The sequence below is a fragment of the Staphylococcus lutrae genome, from assembly GCF_002101335.1.
Classification (GTDB): Bacteria; Bacillota; Bacilli; order Staphylococcales; family Staphylococcaceae; genus Staphylococcus; species Staphylococcus lutrae.
The window spans coordinates 1543277-1567325 of sequence record NZ_CP020773.1; the positions used below are offsets into that span (position 1 = coordinate 1543277).

Below are 24049 nucleotides of genomic sequence, written 5' to 3' on the forward strand. Positions count from 1 at the left end.
TCCATGGACTCGGAAATTATTGTGGGTCGCCATGCAGTGAGAGAAGCAGTCATATCAGGTCACAGCATCAATAAAATTTTAATCCAAGATAGCATGAAGAAACAGCAAATTGAAGATATTTTAAAACTTGCGAAATCATCAAAACTCGTTGTCCAAGAGGTGCCAAAATCTAAATTAGATCAAATTTCAAGTGCGCCACATCAAGGGGTAGCTGCATATGTTGCACCATATGAGTATGAAGATTTAGAGCATTTTTTAATACGACAAGCACAACAGGAACATTTATCAACGGTGTTAATTCTAGATGGTTTAGAAGACCCACATAACTTAGGTTCGATTTTGAGAACGGCAGACGCGACGGGGGTGGATGGCATTATCATTCCGAAACGGCGCTCGGTGGCATTGACGCAAACCGTTGCAAAAGCGTCAACAGGTGCGATTCAACACGTGCCTGTCATTCGCGTGACGAACTTATCTCAAACGATAGATGTGCTCAAAGATAAAGGGTATTGGGTCGCGGGCACTGAGGCGAATCATGCGACAGACTATCGTGAGATGCAAGCAGACATGCCTTTAGCCATCGTGATTGGGAGTGAAGGACAAGGCATGAGTCGTCGTGTAAAAGAAAAATGTGACTTTTACATTAAAATTCCGATGGTCGGCCATGTGAACAGTCTCAATGCTTCGGTCGCTGCAAGTTTGATGATGTATGAAGTATTTCGCAAACGACACCCTATTGGTGGTGACAAATAAATATGAAAGACTACTATGTCATAATAGATGGATATAACATGATAGGTCAGTCTCCAGAACTCAGTCGCCTTGCTAAAGAAAGTTTGGAAGAGGCGCGAGAAAAACTGTTAATAGAAATTTCGAATTACAGCGCCGTGACAAAGGGTGAAATTGTATGTGTGTTCGATGCGTATGATCGTGGTACACCTCAAACAGAATATGTGTATCACGGCGTAAAAGTCATCTTCACGAAAGAAAATGAAACGGCGGACAGCTTTATAGAGCGCTATGTTTATAACATTTACAATAAACATACGACGCATATTACCGTAGTAACGAGTGATATGAGTGAGCAACATGCGATATTCGGAACAGGTGCATATCGTTTATCATCGCGAGAAATGTGGCGTCATTTAAAAGAAAACAAAGATGCCGTCGTAAAGTCGATACATCGCTTTGACGAAAACAAGCCCCGTACACGCATTCAACTGTCAGAAGAATTGCTCTCTGAATTTGAAAAACTTAGACGTGGTGAGTCTCAAGACTAGTCTTTTAGTATGTTGTTGATTTCCCCCTTTGACAGATATGATTAGAGATAATTTGTCGAAGGTGAGGAAATCAGTATGACATTATCTCTCGAACAACAGACGATTTTTGCTGAGACGGTTCAACGCGCTCAACAGCAACAACCGGAAGCCATGGCACAGTTAATGATGTACATTGAGCAGTTAGCGCGAAAAAGCTTTGGTGATTTCAGTGTGGCGCAGGCAGATTGTGAAGACTTAATTCAAGACGTGATGATTGCGATTTATCAGAAGTTACAGAGTGAGCACTTTTATCTAGGAATTCCATTCGAGCATTATATCAATCGTACCATTTATCGTCGCAAAGTCGATTATCGTCGTAGGAAACTGACGCATCAGCGAATATTTGAAGATTATGTTCAAGGATACGCCTTTCGCTATCAAAATCAGTTGGAACAGCAACAACGATATGATAGATATGAAATTGAAGCGTTACTACAACAAGTATCAGAACAATTAAGCGCTTTTGAAATGCGTGTTTTAGAAGGATTGATACAAGAGTGGAAACCGGCGGAAATTGCTCAAGCGTTAGCCACTAGAGATAAAAAAGTATACAACGCGATCTATAGAATTCGACAAAAAATGAAATGTTTACTAGACGCATAATGGCGTTTGACAATTGAATGCAAACTTATGTATAGTAAACTGGTATTATAGAAGCAAGGTGAGAAACGTTGAAAAAAGTGCCGTTAAATTGTGAAAAATGTGGTAATCGAAATTATCATGTACCGAAATCGACGAACATTACAGAACGCTTAGTATTGAAAAAGTTCTGTGCAAAATGTAACACACATACACTTCATAAAGAATCCAAATAAATTGGAGGGAAATTGATAATGCCGAAAAAAGAAAGCTTCTTCCAAGGTGTAAAATCCGAAATGGAAAAGACGAGTTGGCCAACAGGATCGGAACTTGTTAAATATACAACCATTGTTGTCATGACTGTATTATTCTTCTTGTTGTTTTTCTGGGGCTTAGACATCGGAATTGGACAGTTAATTGAATTGATAAAATAGGAATGGGGAGTTGTCAGCATGTCTGAAGAGATAGGTGCAAAACGTTGGTATGCAGTTCATACCTACTCTGGTTACGAAAATAAAGTAAAAAAGAATTTGGAAAAACGTGTCGAATCGATGAATATGACGGAGCAAATCTTTAGAGTGGTGATTCCAGAAGAGGAAGAAACACAAGTCAAAGATGGTAAAGCGAAGAAACAAATGAAAAAAACGTTTCCGGGTTATGTACTCGTTGAGCTCATCATGACAGACGAATCATGGTATGTTGTAAGAAACACACCAGGTGTGACAGGTTTTGTAGGTTCAGCAGGTGCAGGTTCAAAACCAAACCCGTTATTGCCAGATGAAGTGCGCTTTATTCTGAAGCAGATGGGTATGAATGAGAAAACAATCGACGTTGAAGTGGATTTAGGAGAACAAGTCCGTATTACCTCTGGCCCATTTGCAAGTCAAGTGGGTGAAGTCAGTGAGATTGAAGCAGATAAATTCAAGCTCACAGTACTGGTCGATATGTTTGGCAGAGAGACGCCTGTCGAAGTAGAGTTTGATCAAATAGAGAAGTTATAACCTCCAGGGAAAAATGTTACAAAAAATGTGTTGTATTATGTTATCTGGAGTGTTATAATTACGTGGTCGCGCATTCGAAGCGCTACATTTCGTCACGAAATGTTTAAGAGTGGGAGGGCAAAAATGAGCCCTGTGACCACATCACGATATCAAGGAGGTGCACATCGTGGCTAAAAAAGTAGAAAAAGTAGTTAAGTTACAAATTCCAGCAGGTAAAGCAAACCCAGCACCACCAGTTGGTCCTGCATTAGGTCAAGCCGGTGTGAACATTATGGCTTTCACAAAGGAATTTAACGCACGTACGCAAGAACAGGTAGGTTTAATCATTCCAGTTGAGATTTATGTATATGAAGATCGTTCATTTACATTTATCACTAAAACACCACCTGCAGCTGTATTGCTTAAAAAAGCAGCAGGCGTTGAAAAAGGTTCTGGTGAGCCTAACAAAAACAAAGTTGCAACAGTAACTAAAGATCAAGTACGTGAAATTGCTAACAGTAAAATGCCTGACTTAAATGCTGCCGATGAAGAAGCAGCTATGCGTATCATCGAAGGTACTGCACGTAGTATGGGGATTGTTGTTGAGTAATTGTCAACATTCAAAAAACAATAAAATGATACGATAAATTTCGAAAACGAACGCAGATAGGCCATTGATTAATGAGATATGAATCATTTGAATCGTGTATTGAACGCGAGGGCTATCTGCGCTCAACTTGCTATTAAGCAGGTTAACGTGGGAGGACATTCCGATAAAACCACTAAAGGAGGACAAAAAATGGCTAAAAAAGGTAAAAAGTATCAAGAAGCTTTAAAAAAAGTTGATCGCCAAGCATTTTACAGTGTTGAAGAAGCGATTCGTTTAGCTCAAGAAACATCAGTTGTTAACTTTGACGCTTCAGTTGAAGTGGCATTCCGTTTAGGTATCGATACGCGTAAAAACGACCAACAAATCCGTGGTGCAGTTGTATTACCAAATGGTACTGGTAAAACACAACGCGTTTTAGTATTTGCTAAAGGTGATAAAATCGCTGAAGCAGAAGCAGCTGGCGCTGACTATGTAGGTGACGCTGAGTACGTTAACAAAATCCAACAAGGTTGGTTCGATTTTGACGTTGTTGTAGCAACACCAGACATGATGGGTGAAGTAGGTAAATTAGGTCGCGTATTAGGACCTAAAGGTTTAATGCCTAACCCTAAAACAGGTACTGTAACAATGGACGTTAAAAAAGCAGTTGAAGAAATCAAAGCAGGTAAAGTAGAATATCGTGCTGAAAAAGCAGGTATCATTCACGCTTCTATCGGTAAAGTTTCTTTTGAAACAGAAAAATTAGTTGAAAACTTCAACACTTTACAAGACGTGTTAGCAAAAGCTAAACCAGCTTCAGCTAAAGGAACATACTTTAAGTCTGTAGCGGTTACAACAACAATGGGTCCTGGTATCAAAGTAGACACAGCGACTTTCAAATAATCACATTCATCCGTACTGAGTGATCGAAGCGCGTATTCATCACTTAGTACATGATTTCATAAAAAGGTTGACTTATTACGAGAAAACCTTTATATTAAATTCTGTTGAATATTTTACCTAAGACAGTAGGAGTTCTGAGCAAGGACTTAAACTTATATCCTACCGAGGCTAAAATGGACTTGAACGTTAAATCTTTCAAGCACTTTTTGCCGTGGGTAAAAAGTGCTTTTTTAATTTAAGTGTAACTTAATTATAAAAGCACCCAAAACTTATCTATGGAGGTGTCAAGATGTCAAGAATCATTGAAGCGAAACAACAACAAGTTGACGTTATCGCAGATCAACTTAAAAGTTCTGTTTCTACAGTAGTTGTAGACTACCGTGGTTTAACAGTCGCAGAAGTAACAGAATTGCGTAAGCAATTACGTGAAGCGAATGTTCAGTACAAAGTGTACAAAAACACAATGTTACGCCGTGCAGCGGAACAAGCTGGCATTGAAGGCTTGGATGAATTCTTTACTGGCCCAACGGCAGTCGCATTTACGACTGAAGATGTCGTTGCGCCAGCAAAAGTCATTGCTGGATTCGCTAAAGAACACGAAGCTTTAGAAATCAAGACAGGTATCATGGAAGGTAATGTGATTTCTGCTGAAGATGTGAAGACAGTAGGTTCATTACCATCACACGAAGGTCTTGTATCAATGCTTCTTTCTGTATTACAAGCACCAATTCGCAATTTCGCTTATGCAGTTAAAGCTGTTGGAGAAAACAAAGAAGAAAACGCAGAATAATTGATTAATTAAAACTAAAATTAAAAATTGGAGGAATATAAACATGGCTAATCAAGAGCAAATCATTGAAGCAATCAAAGAAATGTCAGTTTTAGAATTAAACGACTTAGTAAAAGCAATTGAAGAAGAATTTGGTGTAACTGCAGCAGCACCAGTAGCAGTAGCAGGTGCAGCAGGTGGAGACGCAGCAGCAGAAAAAACTGAATTTGATGTTGAATTAACTTCAGCTGGATCATCAAAAATCAAAGTTGTTAAAGCAGTTAAAGAAGCAACTGGCTTAGGCTTAAAAGATGCGAAAGCATTAGTTGACGGTGCACCAAGCATCATCAAAGAAGCAATGCCTAAAGAAGAAGCTGAAAAACTTAAAGAACAATTAGAAGAAGTTGGCGCTTCAGTAGAATTGAAATAATTCATTGATAAGTGAAAAACCCGCTATTACATAATAGCGGGTTTTTGAATATTAAACGATAAAGAGGTGCAACGCCGATGAGTCATTACTATGATGTACAACCTGATGCCCGGACGAATGAAAAAGAAATTACATACCAGTATCAACGGCATCAGCTTCATCTTACTACAGACGCCGGTGTTTTTTCGCGTGATCAAGTGGATTTTGGCTCGGATTTGTTAATTCAAACATTTCTTAATGCACATCCCCCAGGTCAAAAGAAGACGATTCTTGATGTAGGTTGCGGCTATGGTCCAATCGGTTTGATGTTGGCGAAAGTGGCACCACATGATTGCGTGACCATGGTAGATGTGAACCGACGAGCGTTGAGCTTAGTGGAGAAAAATGCGAAGCGTAATCAAATCACAAATGTGACGGTCAAAGAAAGCGATGGTCTCTCACAAGTTGCTGACGAAACTTTTCAATACGTCTTGACAAATCCTCCGATTAGAGCGGGTAAACAAATCGTTCATCAAATTCTCAGTGATGCATATCATGTGCTTGAAAAACAAGGGATGCTTTATGTTGTCATACAAAAGAAACAAGGTATGCCCTCTGCGAAGAAAAAAATGTCTGACGTTTTCGGAAATGTTGAGTCGATCAAAAATAGTAAAGGCTATCACATTTTAAAGAGTGTTAAATGTTGATTTTGTCGTTGAGTTATGATATAGTCGTAAGATGAAATAATTATGTTCAATAAGTGTGTACTTTTACGGTTAAAGTTTCATTGTAACATTTCAAAATAAGACTTATAGAATAGAAAATGGTGTCATCGTTTCATGTGCTACCGTTTTCTTTTTGTCTTGTTGCATGATGGGAACTGAAAAGTGTTCACACAATTTTTGAGGGGTGAATCTGTTTGGCAGGTCAATTTGTCCAATATGGAAGACATCGTAAACGTAGAAACTACGCAAGAATTTCAGAAGTTTTAGAGTTACCAAACTTAATTGAAATTCAAACGAAATCGTACGATTGGTTCTTAAAAGAAGGTTTGTTAGAAATGTTCCGTGATATATCTCCAATTGAAGACTTCACGGGGAATCTTTCATTAGAGTTTGTAGATTATAGATTAGGTGAACCAAAATATGATTTAGAAGAATCTAAAAACCGTGACGCAACGTACGCAGCACCTTTGCGCGTGAAGGTGCGTTTGATCATTAAAGAAACTGGAGAAGTGAAAGACCAAGAAGTATTTATGGGAGACTTCCCATTAATGACGGAAACAGGTACTTTCGTTATTAACGGGGCAGAGCGTGTTATCGTATCACAATTAGTGCGTTCACCATCTGTTTATTTTAATGAAAAATTAGATAAAAATGGACGCGTGAACTATGATGCGACCGTTATTCCGAACCGTGGTGCTTGGTTGGAATACGAAACAGATGCGAAAGATGTCGTTTATGTACGTATCGATAGAACGAGAAAGTTACCATTAACTGTGTTATTACGTGCATTAGGCTACTCAACAGATCAAGAAATTATCGAATTAATTGGTGATAATGAGTATTTACGCAATACATTGGAAAAAGATAGTACAGAAAATACGGAACAAGCGTTATTGGAGATTTACGAGCGCTTACGTCCAGGTGAGCCACCAACTGTAGAAAATGCGAAAAGCTTGTTATACTCTCGTTTCTTTGACCCTAAACGTTACGATTTAGCAAGTGTAGGCCGATATAAAGCCAACAAAAAACTACATTTGAAACACCGCCTATTCAACCAGAAACTAGCAGAACCGATTGTGAATACGGATACAGGTGAAATTGTTGCTGAAGAAGGCACAGTACTGGATCGTCGTAAATTAGACGAAATCATGGATGTACTCGAAACAAATGCGAATACACAAGTTTATGAACTTCAAAACAGCATTATTGATGAGCCAGTGGAAATTCAATCCATTAAAGTGTATGTCCCTAATGATGATGAAGCGCGTACAACGACAGTGATTGGTAATGCGTTCCCAGATTCAGAAGTGAAATGTATTACACCGGCAGATATTGTTGCGTCTATGTCTTACTTCTTTAATTTATTGCATGGTATTGGTTACACAGACGATATCGACCACCTTGGTAATCGTCGTCTACGCTCAGTCGGTGAGTTGTTACAAAACCAATTCCGCATTGGTTTGTCAAGAATGGAGCGTGTCGTGCGTGAAAGAATGTCAATCCAAGACACAGATTCGATTACACCACAACAATTAATCAATATTCGTCCAGTCATTGCATCGATTAAAGAGTTTTTTGGTAGTTCTCAATTATCACAATTCATGGACCAAGCGAACCCACTTGCTGAATTAACACATAAGCGTCGTCTATCTGCCTTAGGGCCAGGTGGTTTAACGCGTGAACGTGCACAAATGGAAGTGCGTGACGTCCATTACTCCCACTACGGGCGTATGTGTCCAATTGAAACACCAGAGGGTCCGAATATTGGTTTGATCAACTCATTATCAAGTTATGCGCGTGTCAATGAGTTTGGTTTTATCGAGACACCGTACCGAAAAGTAGATATTGAGACAAATACGATTACAGACCAAATCGATTACTTAACTGCTGATGAAGAAGACAGTTATGTTGTCGCTCAGGCGAATGCACGTCTCGATGAAAATGGTCGTTTCTTAGACGATGAGATTGTGTGTCGTTTCCGGGGTAATAACACAACAATGGCCAAAGAAAAAATGGATTACATGGACGTTTCACCTAAGCAGGTTGTTTCTGCGGCGACAGCATGTATTCCGTTCTTAGAAAACGATGACTCAAACCGTGCCTTAATGGGTGCGAACATGCAACGTCAAGCTGTGCCATTGCTCAACCCAGAATCTCCATTTGTTGGAACAGGAATGGAGCATGTTGCGGCACGTGATTCAGGGGCAGCTGTGATTTCTAAACATCGTGGACGTGTAGAACATGTTCAGTCGAGTGAAATTTTGGTGCGTCGTTTAGTAGAAGAAAATGGTGAAGAAGTAGAAAGCGTATTGGATCGTTATCCGTTAGCGAAATTCAAACGTTCGAACTCAGGAACATGTTACAACCAACGCCCGATTATTGCGAAGGGTGATATCGTAGAAAAAGGTGAAATTCTAGCCGATGGTCCATCTATGGAACTGGGTGAAATGGCACTTGGACGTAACGTCGTTGTCGGATTCATGACTTGGGACGGTTATAACTATGAGGATGCCGTTATCATGAGTGAACGTCTTGTCAAAGATGATGTCTACACTTCTGTTCATATTGAAGAGTATGAATCTGAAGCGCGTGACACGAAACTTGGACCGGAAGAAATCACACGTGATATTCCAAACGTATCGGAAAATGCACTGAAAAACTTAGACGATCGCGGTATTGTTTATGTCGGTGCAGAAGTTAAAGATGGTGACATTTTAGTAGGTAAAGTTACGCCAAAAGGTGTAACAGAATTAACCGCTGAAGAGCGTTTGTTACATGCTATTTTTGGTGAAAAAGCACGTGAAGTTCGTGATACGTCATTACGTGTTCCACATGGTGCGGGAGGTATTGTCCTTGACGTAAAAGTGTTCAATCGTGAAGACGGTGATGATTCACTTTCACCAGGTGTAAACCAATTAGTCCGTGTTTACATTGTACAAAAACGTAAAATCCACGTAGGAGACAAAATGTGTGGTCGTCACGGTAACAAAGGTGTCATCTCTAAAATTGTACCTGAAGAAGATATGCCATATTTACCAGATGGTCGACCGATTGATATTATGTTGAACCCACTTGGTGTACCATCACGTATGAATATCGGACAAGTACTCGAGCTTCATTTAGGTATGGCCGCTAAAAACTTAGGCATCCATGTTGCGTCACCAGTATTTGATGGTGCCAGCGATGAAGATGTATGGTCAACAATTGAAGAAGCAGGTATGGCACGTGACGGTAAAACCGTACTTTATGATGGCCGTACTGGTGAACCATTCGACAACCGTATCTCAGTGGGTGTGATGTACATGTTGAAACTTGCGCACATGGTAGACGATAAACTACACGCACGTTCAACTGGACCGTACTCATTAGTGACACAACAACCACTCGGTGGTAAAGCACAGTTTGGTGGTCAAAGATTTGGTGAGATGGAGGTATGGGCACTTGAAGCATATGGTGCAGCATACACATTACAAGAGATTCTCACATACAAATCAGATGACACGGTAGGTCGTGTGAAAACTTATGAAGCCATCGTTAAAGGTGAGAACATCTCAAGACCTAGCGTTCCAGAATCATTCCGCGTGTTGATGAAAGAATTACAAAGTTTAGGTCTCGATGTTAAAGTGATGGATGAACAAGATAATGAAATTGAAATGCGCGATTTAGATGATGATGATATGCCAGATCGCAAAGTTAATATTCAACCTTCAAGTGTTCCAGAATCACAAAAAGAAGTGACTGAATAATCGAGAATGATGGGTGGTATGAGTGAAGGGCGAGGGCGTTTTTGTCCTGGCCCCCACCTCACATCATTTCAGAAAAGAATCGAAGGCTAACGAGAGGGGTTGGCTATCGGTTCGTATCCGATGCTTCAACATTTTAAAGAGTATAATGTAAGTCAATCAACTAGCACAGTTAATTTAAACTAAAGGAGGTAGGCTCCTTGATTGATGTAAATAAATTTCATTACATGAAAATAGGACTCGCTTCACCTGAAAAAATTCGTTCTTGGTCATATGGTGAGGTTAAAAAGCCAGAAACAATTAACTATCGTACGTTAAAACCAGAAAAAGATGGTCTTTTCTGTGAAAGAATTTTTGGACCGACTAAAGACTGGGAATGTAGTTGTGGAAAGTATAAACGTGTACGCTATAAAGGCATGATTTGTGACCGTTGTGGTGTAGAAGTGACAAAATCAAAAGTACGTCGTGAACGTATGGGGCACATTGAGCTTGCAGCACCTGTTTCACATATTTGGTATTTCAAAGGGATTCCAAGTCGTATGGGACTTTTGTTAGACATGTCGCCACGTGCATTAGAGGAAGTTATTTACTTTGCTTCTTATGTCGTGGTTGATCCAGGACCAACAGGTTTAGAAAAGAAAACGTTACTTTCAGAAGCAGAATTCCGTGATTATTATGATAAATTCCCAGGTCAATTCACTGCCAAAATGGGTGCTGAAGGGATTAAAGATTTATTAGAAGAAATCAATTTGGATGAAGAGTTGAAAATGTTGCGTGATGAGTTAGAGTCGGCAACAGGCCAACGTTTAACACGTGCGATTAAACGTTTAGAAGTGGTGGAATCATTCCGTAACTCAGGTAATAATCCGGCTTGGATGATTCTTGATGTCCTTCCAATTATCCCACCTGAAATTCGTCCAATGGTTCAGCTTGATGGTGGACGTTTTGCAACAAGTGATTTGAATGATTTGTACCGTCGTGTCATTAACCGTAATAATCGTTTAAAACGTTTATTAGACTTAGGCGCACCTGGTATTATCGTGCAAAACGAAAAACGTATGTTGCAAGAAGCCGTCGATGCATTGATTGATAATGGCCGTAGAGGTCGTCCGGTGACAGGTCCGGGTAATCGTCCACTCAAATCATTGTCACATATGTTGAAAGGGAAACAAGGGCGTTTCCGTCAAAACTTATTAGGTAAACGTGTAGACTATTCTGGACGCTCGGTTATCGCTGTAGGACCAAACTTGAAAATGTATCAATGTGGTTTACCTAAAGAAATGGCATTAGAATTGTTTAAACCATTTGTGATGAAAGAATTGGTTCAACGTGAAATCGCAACAAATATCAAAAATGCGAAAACTAAAATTGAACGCATGGATGACGAAGTATGGGATGTACTGGAAGATGTAATCATTGAACATCCTGTATTGTTAAACCGTGCGCCAACGCTTCACAGATTAGGTATCCAAGCATTTGAACCTACGCTAGTGGAAGGGCGTGCTATCCGATTACATCCACTTGTAACAACGGCTTATAACGCGGACTTTGACGGTGACCAAATGGCGGTTCACGTACCTTTATCAAAAGAAGCACAAGCAGAAGCACGTATGTTAATGCTAGCTGCACAAAACATTTTGAACCCTAAAGATGGTAAACCAGTCGTGACGCCATCACAGGATATGGTATTGGGTAACTACTACTTAACATTAGAGCGTAAAGATGCCGTAAATACAGGTATGCTATTTAATGATACAAATGAAGTGATCAAAGCCTATGCGAATGGACATGTTCACTTGCACACGCGTATCGGTGTTCAAGCTTCATCTTTCAACAACCCAACATTTACAGAAGAACAAAACCGTAAAATTTTAACAACATCTGTTGGTAAAGTCATCTTTAATGAAATTATTCCGGATTCATTCTCGTATATCAATGAACCGACAGCAACTAACTTAGAGAAGAGCACACCAGATAAATATTTTGTCGATGCATCTGAACTTGGTGAAGGAGGCTTAGCTGCGTATTTTGAAAATACTGAGCTTGTGCCACCATTCAACAAAAAGTTCTTAGGTAATATCATTGCTGAAGTATTTAATCGCTTTAGCATTACAGATACGTCGATGATGCTTGACTTAATGAAAGATTTAGGATTCAAGTATTCTTCAAAAGCAGGTATTACGGTTGGTGTTGCGGATATCGTGGTACTACCAGATAAACAAGAAATTCTAGACGAATCTGAAAAATTAGTTGAACGTGTACAAAAGCAATTCAACCGTGGTTTATTGACGGAAGAAGAGCGCTACAATGCGGTTATTGAAATTTGGACAAACGCAAAAGACAGAATTCAAGCTAAGTTGATGAAGTCTCTTGATAAAACAAACCCAATTTTCATGATGAGTGACTCTGGTGCCCGTGGTAACGCATCTAACTTCACGCAACTTGCAGGTATGCGTGGATTAATGGCCGCACCATCAGGTAAAATCATCGAATTGCCAATCACATCATCATTCCGTGAAGGTTTAACGGTACTAGAGTACTTTATCTCGACGCACGGTGCGCGTAAGGGACTTGCGGATACGGCACTTAAGACTGCGGACTCAGGTTACTTAACACGTCGTCTCGTTGACGTGGCACAAGATGTCATCGTCCGTGAAGAAGACTGTGGTACAGATCGTGGCTTGCTCGTTTCAGATATCAAAGAAGGTACAGAAATGATTGAACCATTTATCGAGCGGATTGAAGGGCGTTATTCTAAACAAACCGTTCGTCATCCTGAAACGGACAAAGTGATTATTCGTCCTGACGAGTTGATTACACCTGAAATTGCGAAAGAAATTACAGATGCAGGTATTGAAGAAATGTACATTCGTTCTGCATTTACATGTAACACACGGCATGGTGTATGTGAAAAATGTTATGGTAAAAACTTAGCGACTGGTGAAAAAGTAGAAGTGGGTGAAGCAGTAGGAACAATTGCTGCACAATCTATCGGTGAACCGGGTACACAGTTGACAATGCGTACATTCCATACAGGTGGGGTTGCCGGAAGCGATATTACACAAGGTTTACCACGTATTCAAGAAATTTTCGAAGCGCGTAACCCGAAAGGTCAAGCTGTCATTACTGAAATTGAAGGTGTCATCGACAATATTACAGTAGGTAAAGACCGTCAACAAGAAATCGTGGTTAAAGGTGCGAACGAAACACGTGCATACCTTGCTTCAGGTACATCTCGTTTGAAAGTGGAAATTGGACAATCCGTTGCACGCGGTGAAGTCTTAACAGAAGGATCTATCGAGCCGAAAAACTTCCTTTCTGTCGCTGGTTTAACTGCAACAGAAGAGTACTTGCTGAAAGAAGTTCAAAAAGTTTACCGTATGCAAGGGGTAGAAATCGATGACAAACACGTCGAAGTGATGGTGCGTCAAATGTTGCGTAAAGTACGTATCATTGAAGCAGGAGATACGAAATTGCTTCCAGGTTCATTGGTGGATATTCATAATTTCACAGATGCAAACCGTGAAGCATTTAAAGAACGTAAGCGTCCAGCAACGGCTAAACCGGTATTGCTTGGTATTACGAAAGCCTCTCTTGAAACAGAAAGCTTCTTGTCTGCGGCTTCATTCCAAGAAACAACACGTGTGTTAACTGATGCGGCAATTAAAGGTAAACGTGATGACTTGTTAGGTCTTAAAGAAAACGTTATTATCGGCAAGTTAATTCCTGCCGGTACAGGTATGAAACGTTACAGTAAAGTCGATATCGAAAAAGACGAATCGAAACAAGCTGGAGCTGAAGAACAAGTCGTTGTAGACTAACCTTGACCCATTCGGTGTACGAATATAAGGGAGAGAAGAAAAACTTCTCTCTCTAATGCGGTTAATATTCTAAGATGAGCATGGATGACTTGACCTGAAAAAGTGGTTTATCGCTGGCGTTCAGGAGCGTCGTCCGTGGCTTGTTTTAGCAACATTTTTAAATCGTGAGTGGGAATCAAGAATTTTATCAATAACTATTGACGAACGTTTTGAGAAAATGATAATATAGTAAAGGTTGATGCAAGCAGTACTTTGGAGGATATGAAAATGTCTAATGAAAAAGTCACACGCTTTGACAAACAAGCCTGCGTTGTTGGTTTAAAAGAAACGTTAAAAGCGCTTCGGCAACAACGGGTACGCAAACTGATTATAGGTGAAGATGTAAATGTGCATCTACTCGCATGCGTGTTAAGCTTTGCCAATCAAAATAAGATACCGATTGAATTTTTTTCAAGCCAACAAGCGCTTGGAGAATACGTGGGTATCAATGTAAAAGCGACAGTCGTTGCTTTGCTGAAGTGAGATTAGTAAGTGAAATACTTACTAAATTTTATTTGACCAAAAAATGAACCACCTGGATGTGTGGGATTAAGAAATCAAGAGAGGAGGAAACTTGAATGCCTACTATTAACCAATTAGTACGTAAACCAAGACAAAGCAAAACTAAAAAATCTGATTCACCAGCTTTAAATAGAGGTTTTAATAGTCAAAAGAAACAATTTACTAAATTGAATTCTCCACAAAAACGTGGCGTATGTACACGTGTGGGTACAATGACACCTAAAAAACCAAACTCAGCGTTGCGTAAATATGCACGTGTGCGTTTATCAAATAACATTGAAATCAACGCATACATCCCTGGTATTGGCCACAATTTACAAGAGCACAGTGTTGTACTTGTACGTGGTGGACGTGTAAAAGACTTACCAGGTGTGCGTTACCATATCGTTCGTGGTGCTTTAGATACGTCAGGTGTTGACGGTCGTATGCAAGGTCGTTCACTTTACGGTACGAAAAAACCTAAAAAATAAGATTAAAAAAATGTAAAAATTCTTTTTAGTCATCTCGCAAGAAATCAAATATATTATAATAGGAAGGGAGGACTTATATTATGCCTCGTAAAGGATCAGTACCTAAAAGAGATGTGTTACCAGATCCAATTCACAACTCTAAATTAGTAACAAAATTAATCAACAAGATTATGTTAGATGGTAAACGTGGAACTGCTCAACGTATTCTTTATTCAGCATTTGACTTAGTTCAAGAACGTTCTGGTCGTGATGCTATGGAAGTTTTCGATGAAGCAATCAACAATATTATGCCAGTACTTGAAGTTAAAGCACGCCGTGTAGGTGGTTCTAACTATCAAGTGCCTGTAGAAGTTCGTCCAGAGCGTCGTACTACTTTAGGTTTACGTTGGTTAGTAAACTATGCGCGTCTTCGCGGTGAAAAAACGATGGAAGAGCGTTTAGCTAACGAAATCTTAGACGCAGCTAACAACACTGGTGGTGCAGTTAAAAAACGTGAGGACACTCACAAAATGGCTGAAGCGAACAAAGCATTTGCGCACTACCGCTGGTAAGATATTTGCGAATTCCCTGAGCAATTTCCGTATAGTCCCGTCAACTTGCTTTATCGCTTGTGAATGAACTGTGCTATACATGCTTAGGGTAAAGCTATATCTGATCATATAATCCTATTATTCTGGAAGGAGAAAGAATACCTATGGGAAGAGATTTTTCTTTAAAGAACACGCGTAATATCGGTATCATGGCACACATTGATGCAGGTAAAACGACGACGACTGAACGTATTCTTTATTACACTGGACGTATCCATAAAATTGGTGAAACACATGAAGGTGCTTCACAAATGGACTGGATGGAACAAGAGCAAGACCGTGGTATTACGATCACTTCAGCCGCTACAACTGCAGCTTGGAAGGGTCACCGTGTTAACATCATCGATACACCAGGACACGTAGACTTCACAGTAGAAGTTGAACGTTCATTACGTGTACTTGATGGTGCAGTTGCTGTTTTAGACGCACAATCAGGTGTAGAACCACAAACTGAGACAGTTTGGCGTCAAGCAACAACATACGGCGTACCACGTATCGTATTTGTAAACAAAATGGACAAACTAGGTGCAAACTTTGATTATGCAGTTAGCACACTACATGACCGTTTACAAGCAAATGCTGCACCAATTCAATTACCAATCGGTGCGGAAGATGATTTCTCAGCAATCATCGACTTAGTCACAATGAAATGTTTCAAATACACGAACGACTTAGGAACTGAAATTGAAGAAACTGAAATTCCTGAGGATTATCGTGAGCGTGCAGAAGAAGCACGTGAAGCATTAATTGAAGCTGTTGCTGAAACAAATGAAGGTTTAATGGAAAAAATCTTTGAAGAGGAAGAAATCACTGTTGAAGAGCTTAAAGACGCAATCCGTCAAGCGACTACAGACGTTGAATTCTATCCGGTTTTATGTGGTACAGCATTCAAAAACAAAGGTGTTCAATTAATGTTGGACGCTGTTATTGATTACCTTCCATCACCTTTAGATGTTAAACCAATCGTAGGTCATCGTATTGACAACCCTGAAGAAGAAGTTATTGCTAAAGCAGATGATGATGCGGAATTCGCAGCATTAGCGTTTAAAGTAATGACAGACCCTTATGTTGGTAAATTAACGTTCTTCCGTGTATACTCAGGAACATTAACTTCAGGTTCATACGTTAAAAACTCAACTAAAGGTAAGCGTGAGCGTGTAGGACGTATTTTACAAATGCATGCGAACTCACGTGAGGAGATCAGCAGCGTATACTCTGGTGATATCGCAGCAGCTGTAGGTCTTAAAGATACAGGTACAGGGGATACACTTTGTGGAGAGAAAAATGACATCATCCTTGAGTCAATGGAATTCCCAGAGCCAGTTATCCACTTATCAGTTGAACCTAAGTCTAAAGCGGACCAAGATAAAATGACTCAAGCGCTTGTTAAACTTCAAGAAGAAGATCCAACTTTCAAAGCGCATACAGATGAAGAAACAGGTCAAGTTATCATTGGTGGTATGGGTGAGCTTCACCTTGACATCATTGTTGACCGTATGAAGAAAGAATTTAATGTAGAAGCGAATGTGGGTGCACCAATGGTATCTTACCGTGAAACATTCAAACAATCTGCAGCCGTTCAAGGTAAATTCTCTCGTCAATCTGGTGGTCGTGGTCAATATGGTGATGTTCACATCGAATTCACACCAAACGAAACTGGCGCAGGCTTTGAGTTTGAAAATGCTATCGTTGGTGGTGTTGTTCCTCGTGAATACATTCCATCAGTTGAACAAGGTCTTAAAGACGCAATGGAAAATGGTGTATTAGCAGGTTATCCATTAATTGATGTAAAAGCAAAATTATTTGACGGTTCATACCATGATGTCGATTCATCTGAAATGGCCTTCAAAATTGCTGCATCTTTAGCGCTTAAAGAAGCTGCTAAAAAATGTGATCCTGTTATCTTAGAACCGATGATGAAAGTTACTATCGAAATGCCTGAAGAATACATGGGTGATATCATGGGTGACGTTACAGCACGTCGTGGCCGTGTAGACGGTATGGAAGCACGTGGTAACGCACAAGTGGTTAATGCATATGTTCCACTTTCAGAAATGTTTGGTTACGCAACTTCATTACGTTCTAATACACAAGGTCGTGGTACTTACACAATGTACTTCGATCACTACGCAGAAGTACCTAAATCAATTTCTGAGGAAATCATCAAAAAGAATAAAGGGGCTTAATCATTCTGAACCCTACTGTTTTTTAAATTGATTTTTTCTAAGAAATGATTTATAAAGGAAATAACATGATTTCTCTCATGTTGGTGAGAAACTTTCATGAGAGATATTAAAATAATTAATTCTTAATCAAAGAGGAGAGATTTTATAATGGCAAAAGAAAAATTCGATCGCTCAAAAGAACATGCCAATATCGGTACTATCGGTCACGTTGACCATGGTAAAACAACTTTAACAGCGGCTATCGCAACTGTATTAGCAAAACATGGTGACTCTGTTGCACAATCATACGACATGATCGACAACGCACCAGAAGAAAAAGAACGTGGTATCACAATCAATACTTCACACATCGAATACCAAACTGAAAAACGTCACTATGCACACGTTGACTGCCCAGGTCACGCGGACTATGTTAAAAACATGATTACTGGTGCGGCTCAAATGGACGGTGGTATCTTGGTAGTATCAGCTGCTGATGGTCCAATGCCACAAACTCGTGAGCACATTCTTTTATCACGTAACGTAGGTGTACCTGCATTAGTTGTATTCTTAAACAAAGTTGACATGGTTGACGATGAAGAATTATTAGAATTAGTTGAAATGGAAGTACGTGACTTATTATCTGAATACGACTTCCCAGGTGATGACGTTCCTGTAATCGCTGGTTCAGCATTAAAAGCTTTAGAAGGCGACCCACAATACGAAGAAAAAATCTTAGAACTAATGGATGCGGTTGACACTTACATTCCAACACCAGACCGTGACTCAGACAAACCATTCATGATGCCGATTGAGGACGTTTTCTCAATTACTGGTCGTGGTACAGTAGCGACAGGCCGTGTTGAACGTGGTCAAATCAAAGTTGGTGACGAAGTAGAAATCATCGGTTTAACTGAAGAATCTTCTAAAACAACTGTTACTGGTGTAGAAATGTTCCGTAAGTTATTAGACTACGCTGAAGCTGGAGACAACATTGGTGCTTTATTACGTGGTGTTGCACGTGAAGACATCAACCGTGGTCAAGTTTTAGCAGCACCTGGTTCAATCACACCACATACAAAATTTAAAGCGGAAGTTTACGTATTATCAAAAGACGAAGGTGGTCGTCATACACCATTCTTCTCTAACTACCGCCCACAATTCTATTTCCGTACAACTGACGTAACAGGTGTTGTTAATTTACCAGAAGGTACTGAAATGGTAATGCCTGGTGACAACGTTGAAATGGAAGTTGAATTAATTTCACCAATCGCTATCGAAGACGGTACACGTTTCTCAATCCGTGAAGGTGGACGTACTGTAGGATCAGGCGTTGTTACTGAAATCGAAAAATAATCTATATGTTATAGATAAAAAAGAGTTGGCGTTTTTCGCCAGCTCTTTTTTGATTCGATCATTTAAAACAGTGATTCAAGTTCAAGGATTTTCATAAAGGTACTGACTGCGTATTTCATAGCTTGTTCATCTATATCAAAATGAGGACTATGATGCGGCCAATTTGTACCTTTTTCAGCATTCCCACATCCTGTTAAGAAAAAAGCACCAGGTCGTGCATTTAAATAATAAGAAAAATCTTCACCGACCATCATTAAGTCAGCGGTGCGGTATCTAAAATTGAGCGCATCGGCTGCTTTTTGCACTGTTTCGACTGAGGGCGCATGATTGTATACAGGTAAGTATCCTTTAATATAGTCAAATGAATAAGTGACGTCATTAGCAAGGGACAAGCCCTGTAACAACAGGTCCATTTTGTGATAAATATGTGCTTGAATATCCGTTTCAAAGGTACGTACTGTTCCGCGACAAGTTGCAGTATCAGGAATGACATTATCTGCCTCACCAGCTTCGATTTTTCCAAAAGAGATGACGGCTTGTTTGACAGGGTCTAGCGTACGAGAAATAATCTTTTGGGTACTTAAAATAAATTCAGCCAAAATAACAATAGGATCAATCGTTTCATGCGGTTTTGCGCCATGTCCGCCCTTACCATGGATTGTAACGGTAAATTCATCAGGTTGTGCCATCATCGGTCCTGGACGTGAATGAATCGTGCCTGTAGGATAACCCGTCCACAAATGATTGCCATAGACTTTATCGACGCCCATTAAGGCATTATCAGCAATCATCTCTTGGGCACCTCCCGGCATGACTTCTTCACCATATTGAAAAATAAGGATGACAGTACCTTTAAGTTGGTGTTGATGTTCGTGAAGGAGTTCAGCGACTGTTAATAAAATCGCAGTATGTCCATCATGTCCACATGCATGCATCACACCTGGGATGGTCGAACGATAAGCAACCGCCTTTAAATCTTGGATGGGGAGGGCATCAAAATCCGCGCGTAATGCAATTGTTGGTCCATTTTGTGAGCCATTGATACGTGCAACGATACCGTGACGCCCGACAGGTGTTTCAATTTGAAAATTTAATGCCTTTAATCTGTTTAAAATATAAGTCGCTGTATGCTTTTCTTGAAATGACAATTCAGGATGCTGATGGAGGTAGCGACGTGTACGTATCATCTCCTCTTCTTTGTCAGATGCCAGTTGAAACCAATCTTTCACAATAACTCTCTCCTTCAGTACAGTGATTTTATTTATTATACACTTGCTTTTAACTTTGTTCAAAATACGTTATGATAAAGATAATTGAAAAGGTGAAAGGGGAATTGACGGTGGTACAACATTTAAACGATTTTCTTGATGAAAATTTAAACCATTTAAAAGAAAATGGTCTATACAACGAGATTGACACAGTAGAAGGTGCAAATGGACCAGAAATTCAAATTAATGGTAAAAAATACATTAATTTGTCTTCAAACAACTATTTAGGCTTAGCAACAAATGAAGACTTAAAAGCAGCTGCTAAAAGTGCAATCGATTCACATGGTGTCGGAGCAGGTGCCGTTCGTTCGATTAACGGGACTTTAGATTTACACGATGAATTAGAGGCAACATTAGCAGAATTTAAAGGGACTGAAGCAGCAGTTGCGTATCAATCAGGGTTTAACTGTAATATGGCAGCAATTTCAGCAGTTATGAATAAAAATGATGCGATTTTATCTGATGAGTTAAACCATGCTTCAATTATTGATGGTTGTCGCTTATCAAAAGCTAAAATTATTCGTGTCAATCACTCAGATATGGATGATTTACGTCAAAAAGCCAAAGAGGCTGTAGAATCAGGGCTCTATAACAAAGTGATGTACATTACTGATGGTGTCTTCAGTATGGACGGTGATGTTGCGAAGTTACCTGAGATTGTTGAAATTTGTGAAGCATATGGCATCATGATATATGTTGACGACGCACATGGCTCAGGTGTGATGGGTAAAGGTGCAGGAACAGTGAAACACTTTGGTTTGCAAGATAAAGTGGACTTCCAAATCGGTACGTTATCAAAAGCAATCGGTGTTGTCGGCGGTTATGTTGCGGGGAGTCAAAAGTTAATAGACTGGTTGAAAGCACAATCACGTCCATTCTTATTCTCAACATCATTGGCGCCTGGAGACACAAAAGCGATTACAGAAGCAGTGAAGAAATTGATGGCATCTACAGCGCTTCATGATCGTTTATGGGAAAATGCCAACTACTTAAAAGACGGTTTAGCACGTTTAGGTTTTAATACTGGTGCATCTGAAACGCCGATTACACCAGTGATTATTGGTGATGAAAAGAAAACACAACAATTTAGTAAGCGTCTAATGGAAGAGGGGATCTATGTGAAATCGATTGTTTTCCCAACTGTTCCACGAGGTACGGGACGTGTTCGTAACATGCCTACAGCCGCACATACAAAAGAAATGTTAGATCAAGCATTAGAAGTGTATGAACGTGTAGGTAAAGAACTCGACATCATTTAATACGAATTGTGCATACATGAGAGGTGAAGCATCTTGAAGCGGTGTTCACCTCTTTTTTGATATGTCGAATAGCGATTTAAATATGGGACTGTGTGACGATGTGTTTGATAGATATACAATAAATCGCTTAAATGGTATAATCTGAATAGTTGTTGGAGAAAATGATTGTGCAAGAAACGCATATGTCCGCGTGATAAAGACAGATTGGAGATGGAAGACGATGAAAAGAATAATGATTACAGGTGCACTAGGGCAAATTGGAACGGAACTTGTTGCGAAATGTCGAGAAATCTATGGGAATGACAATGTTTTAGCAACAGATATCCGTGAACCAGAGGCAGATTCTATCGTTGCTGCAGGCCCTTTTGAGGTGCTTGATGTCACAGATGAAAATAGAATGATACAATTAGTCGAATCGTTTAAACCTGATACGCTCATGCATATGGCGGCATTATTATCAGCGACTTGTGAACAAAAACCATTATTGGCTTGGAATTTGAATATGGGTGGTTTAATTAATGCATTAGAAACTGCTCGTAAATATCGCTTACAATTCTTCACACCGAGCTCAATTGGTGCATTTGGTCCGAATACCCCTAAGAAAAATACACCTCAAGTCACCATACAACGTCCGAATACGATGTACGGTGTGAATAAAGTTTCTGGGGAACTTCTATGTGACTATTACTTCACTAAATTTGGAGTGGATACACGTAGCGTCCGTTTTCCTGGTTTGATTTCTTATGTGAAAGAACCAGGTGGAGGAACGACAGACTATGCGGTAGATATATATTTTCAAGCACTTCGTGAGGGACGATATACAAGTTATATTGCTAAAGACACCTATATGGATATGATGTTTATGGACGATGCCATTGATGCCATTATTCAATTGATGGAAGCGGATGGCGGAAAATTGATCCACCGTAATGCATATAACTTAAGTGCGATGAGCCTTGAGCCTGAAATGATTAAAACAGCGATTCAAGAGCATATTCCTGATTTTACATTAGATTATGATGTCGATCCTGCCCGTCAAGACATTGCGGAAAGTTGGCCAGACAATATTGATACAAGTTGTGCACGTGGAGAATGGGGCTTTAATCCACAATATGATTTAGAGAAGATGACTGTGCGTATGCTTGAAGGTATTCGCGAAAAAGAAAATCATAAAGTGCAATAAAATAAATCGAGATAAAAAGTAAGGTAAAGCAATAAATCGGTATTGACTGTTTTTGCGAGACCTTACTTTTTATTGTCATTTAAAGATACAAAATAATAATGGATAATTGAAGTAAGGTTGTAAAATATTAAATTAATAGGCATTAATTATTTTAAATTTTCGGAATACTCGTTGAATTATAAGACTTACACTGATATAATGTCATATATGAAATTACATATAGGAGGAATAATCATGTCAGATCAAGTCAAATTAGAAGTAAGTCCTTCGCTGAAAGAAAAGCCAGATTTTAATACGCTGACTTTTGGTGAAGTATTTACTGATTACATGTTAAGTTTTGAGTATTCATCAGATAAAGGATGGCACGATTTAAAGATTATTCCTTATGGTCCAATTGAGATATCTCCTGCTGCGCAAAGCATCCATTACGGACAGTCTGTTTTTGAAGGATTAAAAGCATATAAGCATGATGGCGAGGTTGTATTATTTAGACCTGAGGAAAACTTTAAACGTATTAATCAGTCATTAGCACGGTTGAAAATGCCGGAAATTGATGAATCTTTATTACTAGAAGGATTGAAACAACTTGTCGATATTGATCGAGATTGGGTGCCTGATGGGGAAGGTCAATCGTTATATATTCGACCTACTGTATTTGCAACACAAGGTGTGTTAGGGGTTCATCCTTCCCACGAGTATCGATTGTTGATTATATTGTCGCCTTCAGGTTCATACTATGGTGGTGACTCATTACGTCCGACAAAAATTTATGTTGAAGATGAATATGTGCGTGCAGTACGGGGAGGCGTCGGTTTTGCAAAGGTAGCTGGTAACTATGCAGCAAGTTTACTCGCACAAGCTAATGCCAATGCACTTGGTTTTGATCAAGTCTTATGGTTAGACGGTGTAGAGCAAAAATACGTAGAAGAAGTCGGTAGTATGAACATCTTTTTTGTCATCAAAGGAAAAGTTGTGACACCTGCGCTTAACGGCAGTATTCTACCGGGTATTACGCGTAAAACAGTATTAGAACTTGCGACGTTATTAGGCTATGAAACAGAAGAACGCCGTATTTCTATAGAAGAGTTGTTCGAACTCTATCATCAAGGTGATTTGGAAGAGATTTTCGGTACGGGGACAGCGGCGGTCATATCTCCTGTTGGAACGTTGCAATTTAAAGACCAGCAGATGGTGATTAACGACAACAAAACTGGGCCGATTACACAACATCTTTATGATCAATATACTGGTATACAAAGCGGACAATTAGAAGATCCACAAGGTTGGCGTGTTGTCGTACCAAGATATTAAAAGGTATTTCATCGGACAGGTTCAATAGCGTGGGAAATTATTTTTACTA

General features: G+C 39.6%; 22 protein-coding genes and 1 other annotated feature. Of the genes, 21 read left to right on the plus strand and 1 reads right to left on the minus strand.

Annotation, left to right across the window (positions count from 1 at the left end; genetic code table 11):
- Window positions 1–3: 3 nt before the first annotated feature.
- From rlmB to tuf, 18 genes are all read left to right on the plus strand, one after another.
- Window positions 4–753, plus strand: coding sequence for a 23S rRNA (guanosine(2251)-2'-O)-methyltransferase RlmB (gene rlmB, locus B5P37_RS07085; protein ID WP_085237555.1), 750 nt, complete (start codon window positions 4–6; stop codon window positions 751–753).
- A 2-nt stretch (window positions 754–755) separates the two neighbouring features.
- Window positions 756–1280, plus strand: a complete 525-nt coding sequence (locus tag B5P37_RS07090) for an NYN domain-containing protein (RefSeq protein ID WP_085237556.1) — start codon at window positions 756–758, stop codon at window positions 1278–1280.
- Between the two features lie 75 nt (window positions 1281–1355).
- On the plus strand, window positions 1356–1922 hold the full coding sequence (locus tag B5P37_RS07095; protein WP_085237557.1) for a sigma-70 family RNA polymerase sigma factor: 567 nt from the start codon (window positions 1356–1358) through the stop codon (window positions 1920–1922).
- Window positions 1923–1990: 68 nt separating this feature from the next.
- A complete protein-coding gene (gene rpmG / locus B5P37_RS07100; RefSeq protein WP_085237558.1) occupies window positions 1991–2134 on the plus strand; it encodes a 50S ribosomal protein L33 in 144 nt (47 codons plus the stop codon).
- An 18-nt stretch (window positions 2135–2152) separates the two neighbouring features.
- Window positions 2153–2332 carry a preprotein translocase subunit SecE gene (gene secE, locus B5P37_RS07105; protein ID WP_085237559.1) on the plus strand — a complete coding sequence of 60 codons (180 nt, stop codon included), beginning with the start codon at window positions 2153–2155 and terminating at the stop codon, window positions 2330–2332.
- An 18-nt stretch (window positions 2333–2350) separates the two neighbouring features.
- Window positions 2351–2899: a transcription termination/antitermination protein NusG gene (nusG, locus tag B5P37_RS07110; protein ID WP_085237560.1), complete on the plus strand. Its 549-nt coding sequence runs from the start codon at window positions 2351–2353 to the stop codon at window positions 2897–2899.
- 166 nt (window positions 2900–3065) lie between these two features.
- Window positions 3066–3488: a 50S ribosomal protein L11 gene (gene rplK / locus B5P37_RS07115; RefSeq protein WP_085237561.1), complete on the plus strand. Its 423-nt coding sequence runs from the start codon at window positions 3066–3068 to the stop codon at window positions 3486–3488.
- A gap of 189 nt (window positions 3489–3677) precedes the next feature.
- On the plus strand, window positions 3678–4370 hold the full coding sequence (gene rplA / locus B5P37_RS07120) for a 50S ribosomal protein L1 (protein WP_085237562.1): 693 nt from the start codon (window positions 3678–3680) through the stop codon (window positions 4368–4370).
- A 98-nt stretch (window positions 4371–4468) separates the two neighbouring features.
- Window positions 4469–4611: a sequence feature (ribosomal protein L10 leader region), on the plus strand.
- Window positions 4612–4659: 48 nt separating this feature from the next.
- Window positions 4660–5160: a 50S ribosomal protein L10 gene (rplJ, locus tag B5P37_RS07125; protein ID WP_085237563.1), complete on the plus strand. Its 501-nt coding sequence runs from the start codon at window positions 4660–4662 to the stop codon at window positions 5158–5160.
- A 43-nt stretch (window positions 5161–5203) separates the two neighbouring features.
- Entirely contained in the window at window positions 5204–5569 is a 366-nt protein-coding gene (gene rplL / locus B5P37_RS07130) for a 50S ribosomal protein L7/L12 (RefSeq protein WP_085237564.1), read from the plus strand.
- A 77-nt stretch (window positions 5570–5646) separates the two neighbouring features.
- Window positions 5647–6255 (plus strand): class I SAM-dependent methyltransferase, encoded by a 609-nt coding sequence (locus B5P37_RS07135; protein ID WP_085237565.1) that lies wholly within the window; start codon window positions 5647–5649, stop codon window positions 6253–6255.
- Window positions 6256–6467: 212 nt separating this feature from the next.
- Window positions 6468–10019: a DNA-directed RNA polymerase subunit beta gene (rpoB, locus tag B5P37_RS07140; protein ID WP_085237566.1), complete on the plus strand. Its 3552-nt coding sequence runs from the start codon at window positions 6468–6470 to the stop codon at window positions 10017–10019.
- A 224-nt stretch (window positions 10020–10243) separates the two neighbouring features.
- Window positions 10244–13837 carry a DNA-directed RNA polymerase subunit beta' gene (gene rpoC, locus B5P37_RS07145; RefSeq protein ID WP_240622368.1) on the plus strand — a complete coding sequence of 1198 codons (3594 nt, stop codon included), beginning with the start codon at window positions 10244–10246 and terminating at the stop codon, window positions 13835–13837.
- Between the two features lie 267 nt (window positions 13838–14104).
- Entirely contained in the window at window positions 14105–14359 is a 255-nt protein-coding gene (locus B5P37_RS07150; protein ID WP_085237568.1) for a 50S ribosomal protein L7ae-like protein, read from the plus strand.
- A 95-nt stretch (window positions 14360–14454) separates the two neighbouring features.
- A complete protein-coding gene (gene rpsL, locus B5P37_RS07155) occupies window positions 14455–14868 on the plus strand; it encodes a 30S ribosomal protein S12 (RefSeq protein ID WP_037566320.1) in 414 nt (137 codons plus the stop codon).
- Between the two features lie 80 nt (window positions 14869–14948).
- A complete protein-coding gene (gene rpsG / locus B5P37_RS07160; protein ID WP_014614746.1) occupies window positions 14949–15419 on the plus strand; it encodes a 30S ribosomal protein S7 in 471 nt (156 codons plus the stop codon).
- 143 nt (window positions 15420–15562) lie between these two features.
- Window positions 15563–17644: an elongation factor G gene (gene fusA / locus B5P37_RS07165; protein WP_085237569.1), complete on the plus strand. Its 2082-nt coding sequence runs from the start codon at window positions 15563–15565 to the stop codon at window positions 17642–17644.
- A 147-nt stretch (window positions 17645–17791) separates the two neighbouring features.
- The gene (tuf, locus tag B5P37_RS07170; protein WP_085237570.1) at window positions 17792–18979 is read left to right on the plus strand and encodes an elongation factor Tu; all 1188 of its coding nucleotides are present in this window, start codon (window positions 17792–17794) and stop codon (window positions 18977–18979) included.
- A gap of 62 nt (window positions 18980–19041) precedes the next feature.
- On the opposite strand, the gene B5P37_RS07175 is transcribed toward tuf, so the two are convergent.
- Window positions 19042–20208 (minus strand): amidohydrolase, encoded by a 1167-nt coding sequence (locus tag B5P37_RS07175; protein WP_085237571.1) that lies wholly within the window; start codon window positions 20206–20208, stop codon window positions 19042–19044.
- A 110-nt stretch (window positions 20209–20318) separates the two neighbouring features.
- Between B5P37_RS07175 and B5P37_RS07180 the strand changes: the two genes are divergently transcribed.
- The 3 genes from B5P37_RS07180 (at window position 20319) to B5P37_RS07190 (ending at window position 24000) form a co-directional block, all read left to right on the plus strand.
- Window positions 20319–21506, plus strand: coding sequence for a glycine C-acetyltransferase (locus tag B5P37_RS07180; protein WP_085237572.1), 1188 nt, complete (start codon window positions 20319–20321; stop codon window positions 21504–21506).
- Window positions 21507–21726: 220 nt separating this feature from the next.
- Window positions 21727–22689 (plus strand): NAD-dependent epimerase/dehydratase family protein, encoded by a 963-nt coding sequence (locus B5P37_RS07185; RefSeq protein ID WP_085237573.1) that lies wholly within the window; start codon window positions 21727–21729, stop codon window positions 22687–22689.
- 234 nt (window positions 22690–22923) lie between these two features.
- Window positions 22924–24000 (plus strand): branched-chain amino acid aminotransferase, encoded by a 1077-nt coding sequence (locus B5P37_RS07190; RefSeq protein ID WP_085237574.1) that lies wholly within the window; start codon window positions 22924–22926, stop codon window positions 23998–24000.
- Window positions 24001–24049 lie beyond the last annotated feature (49 nt).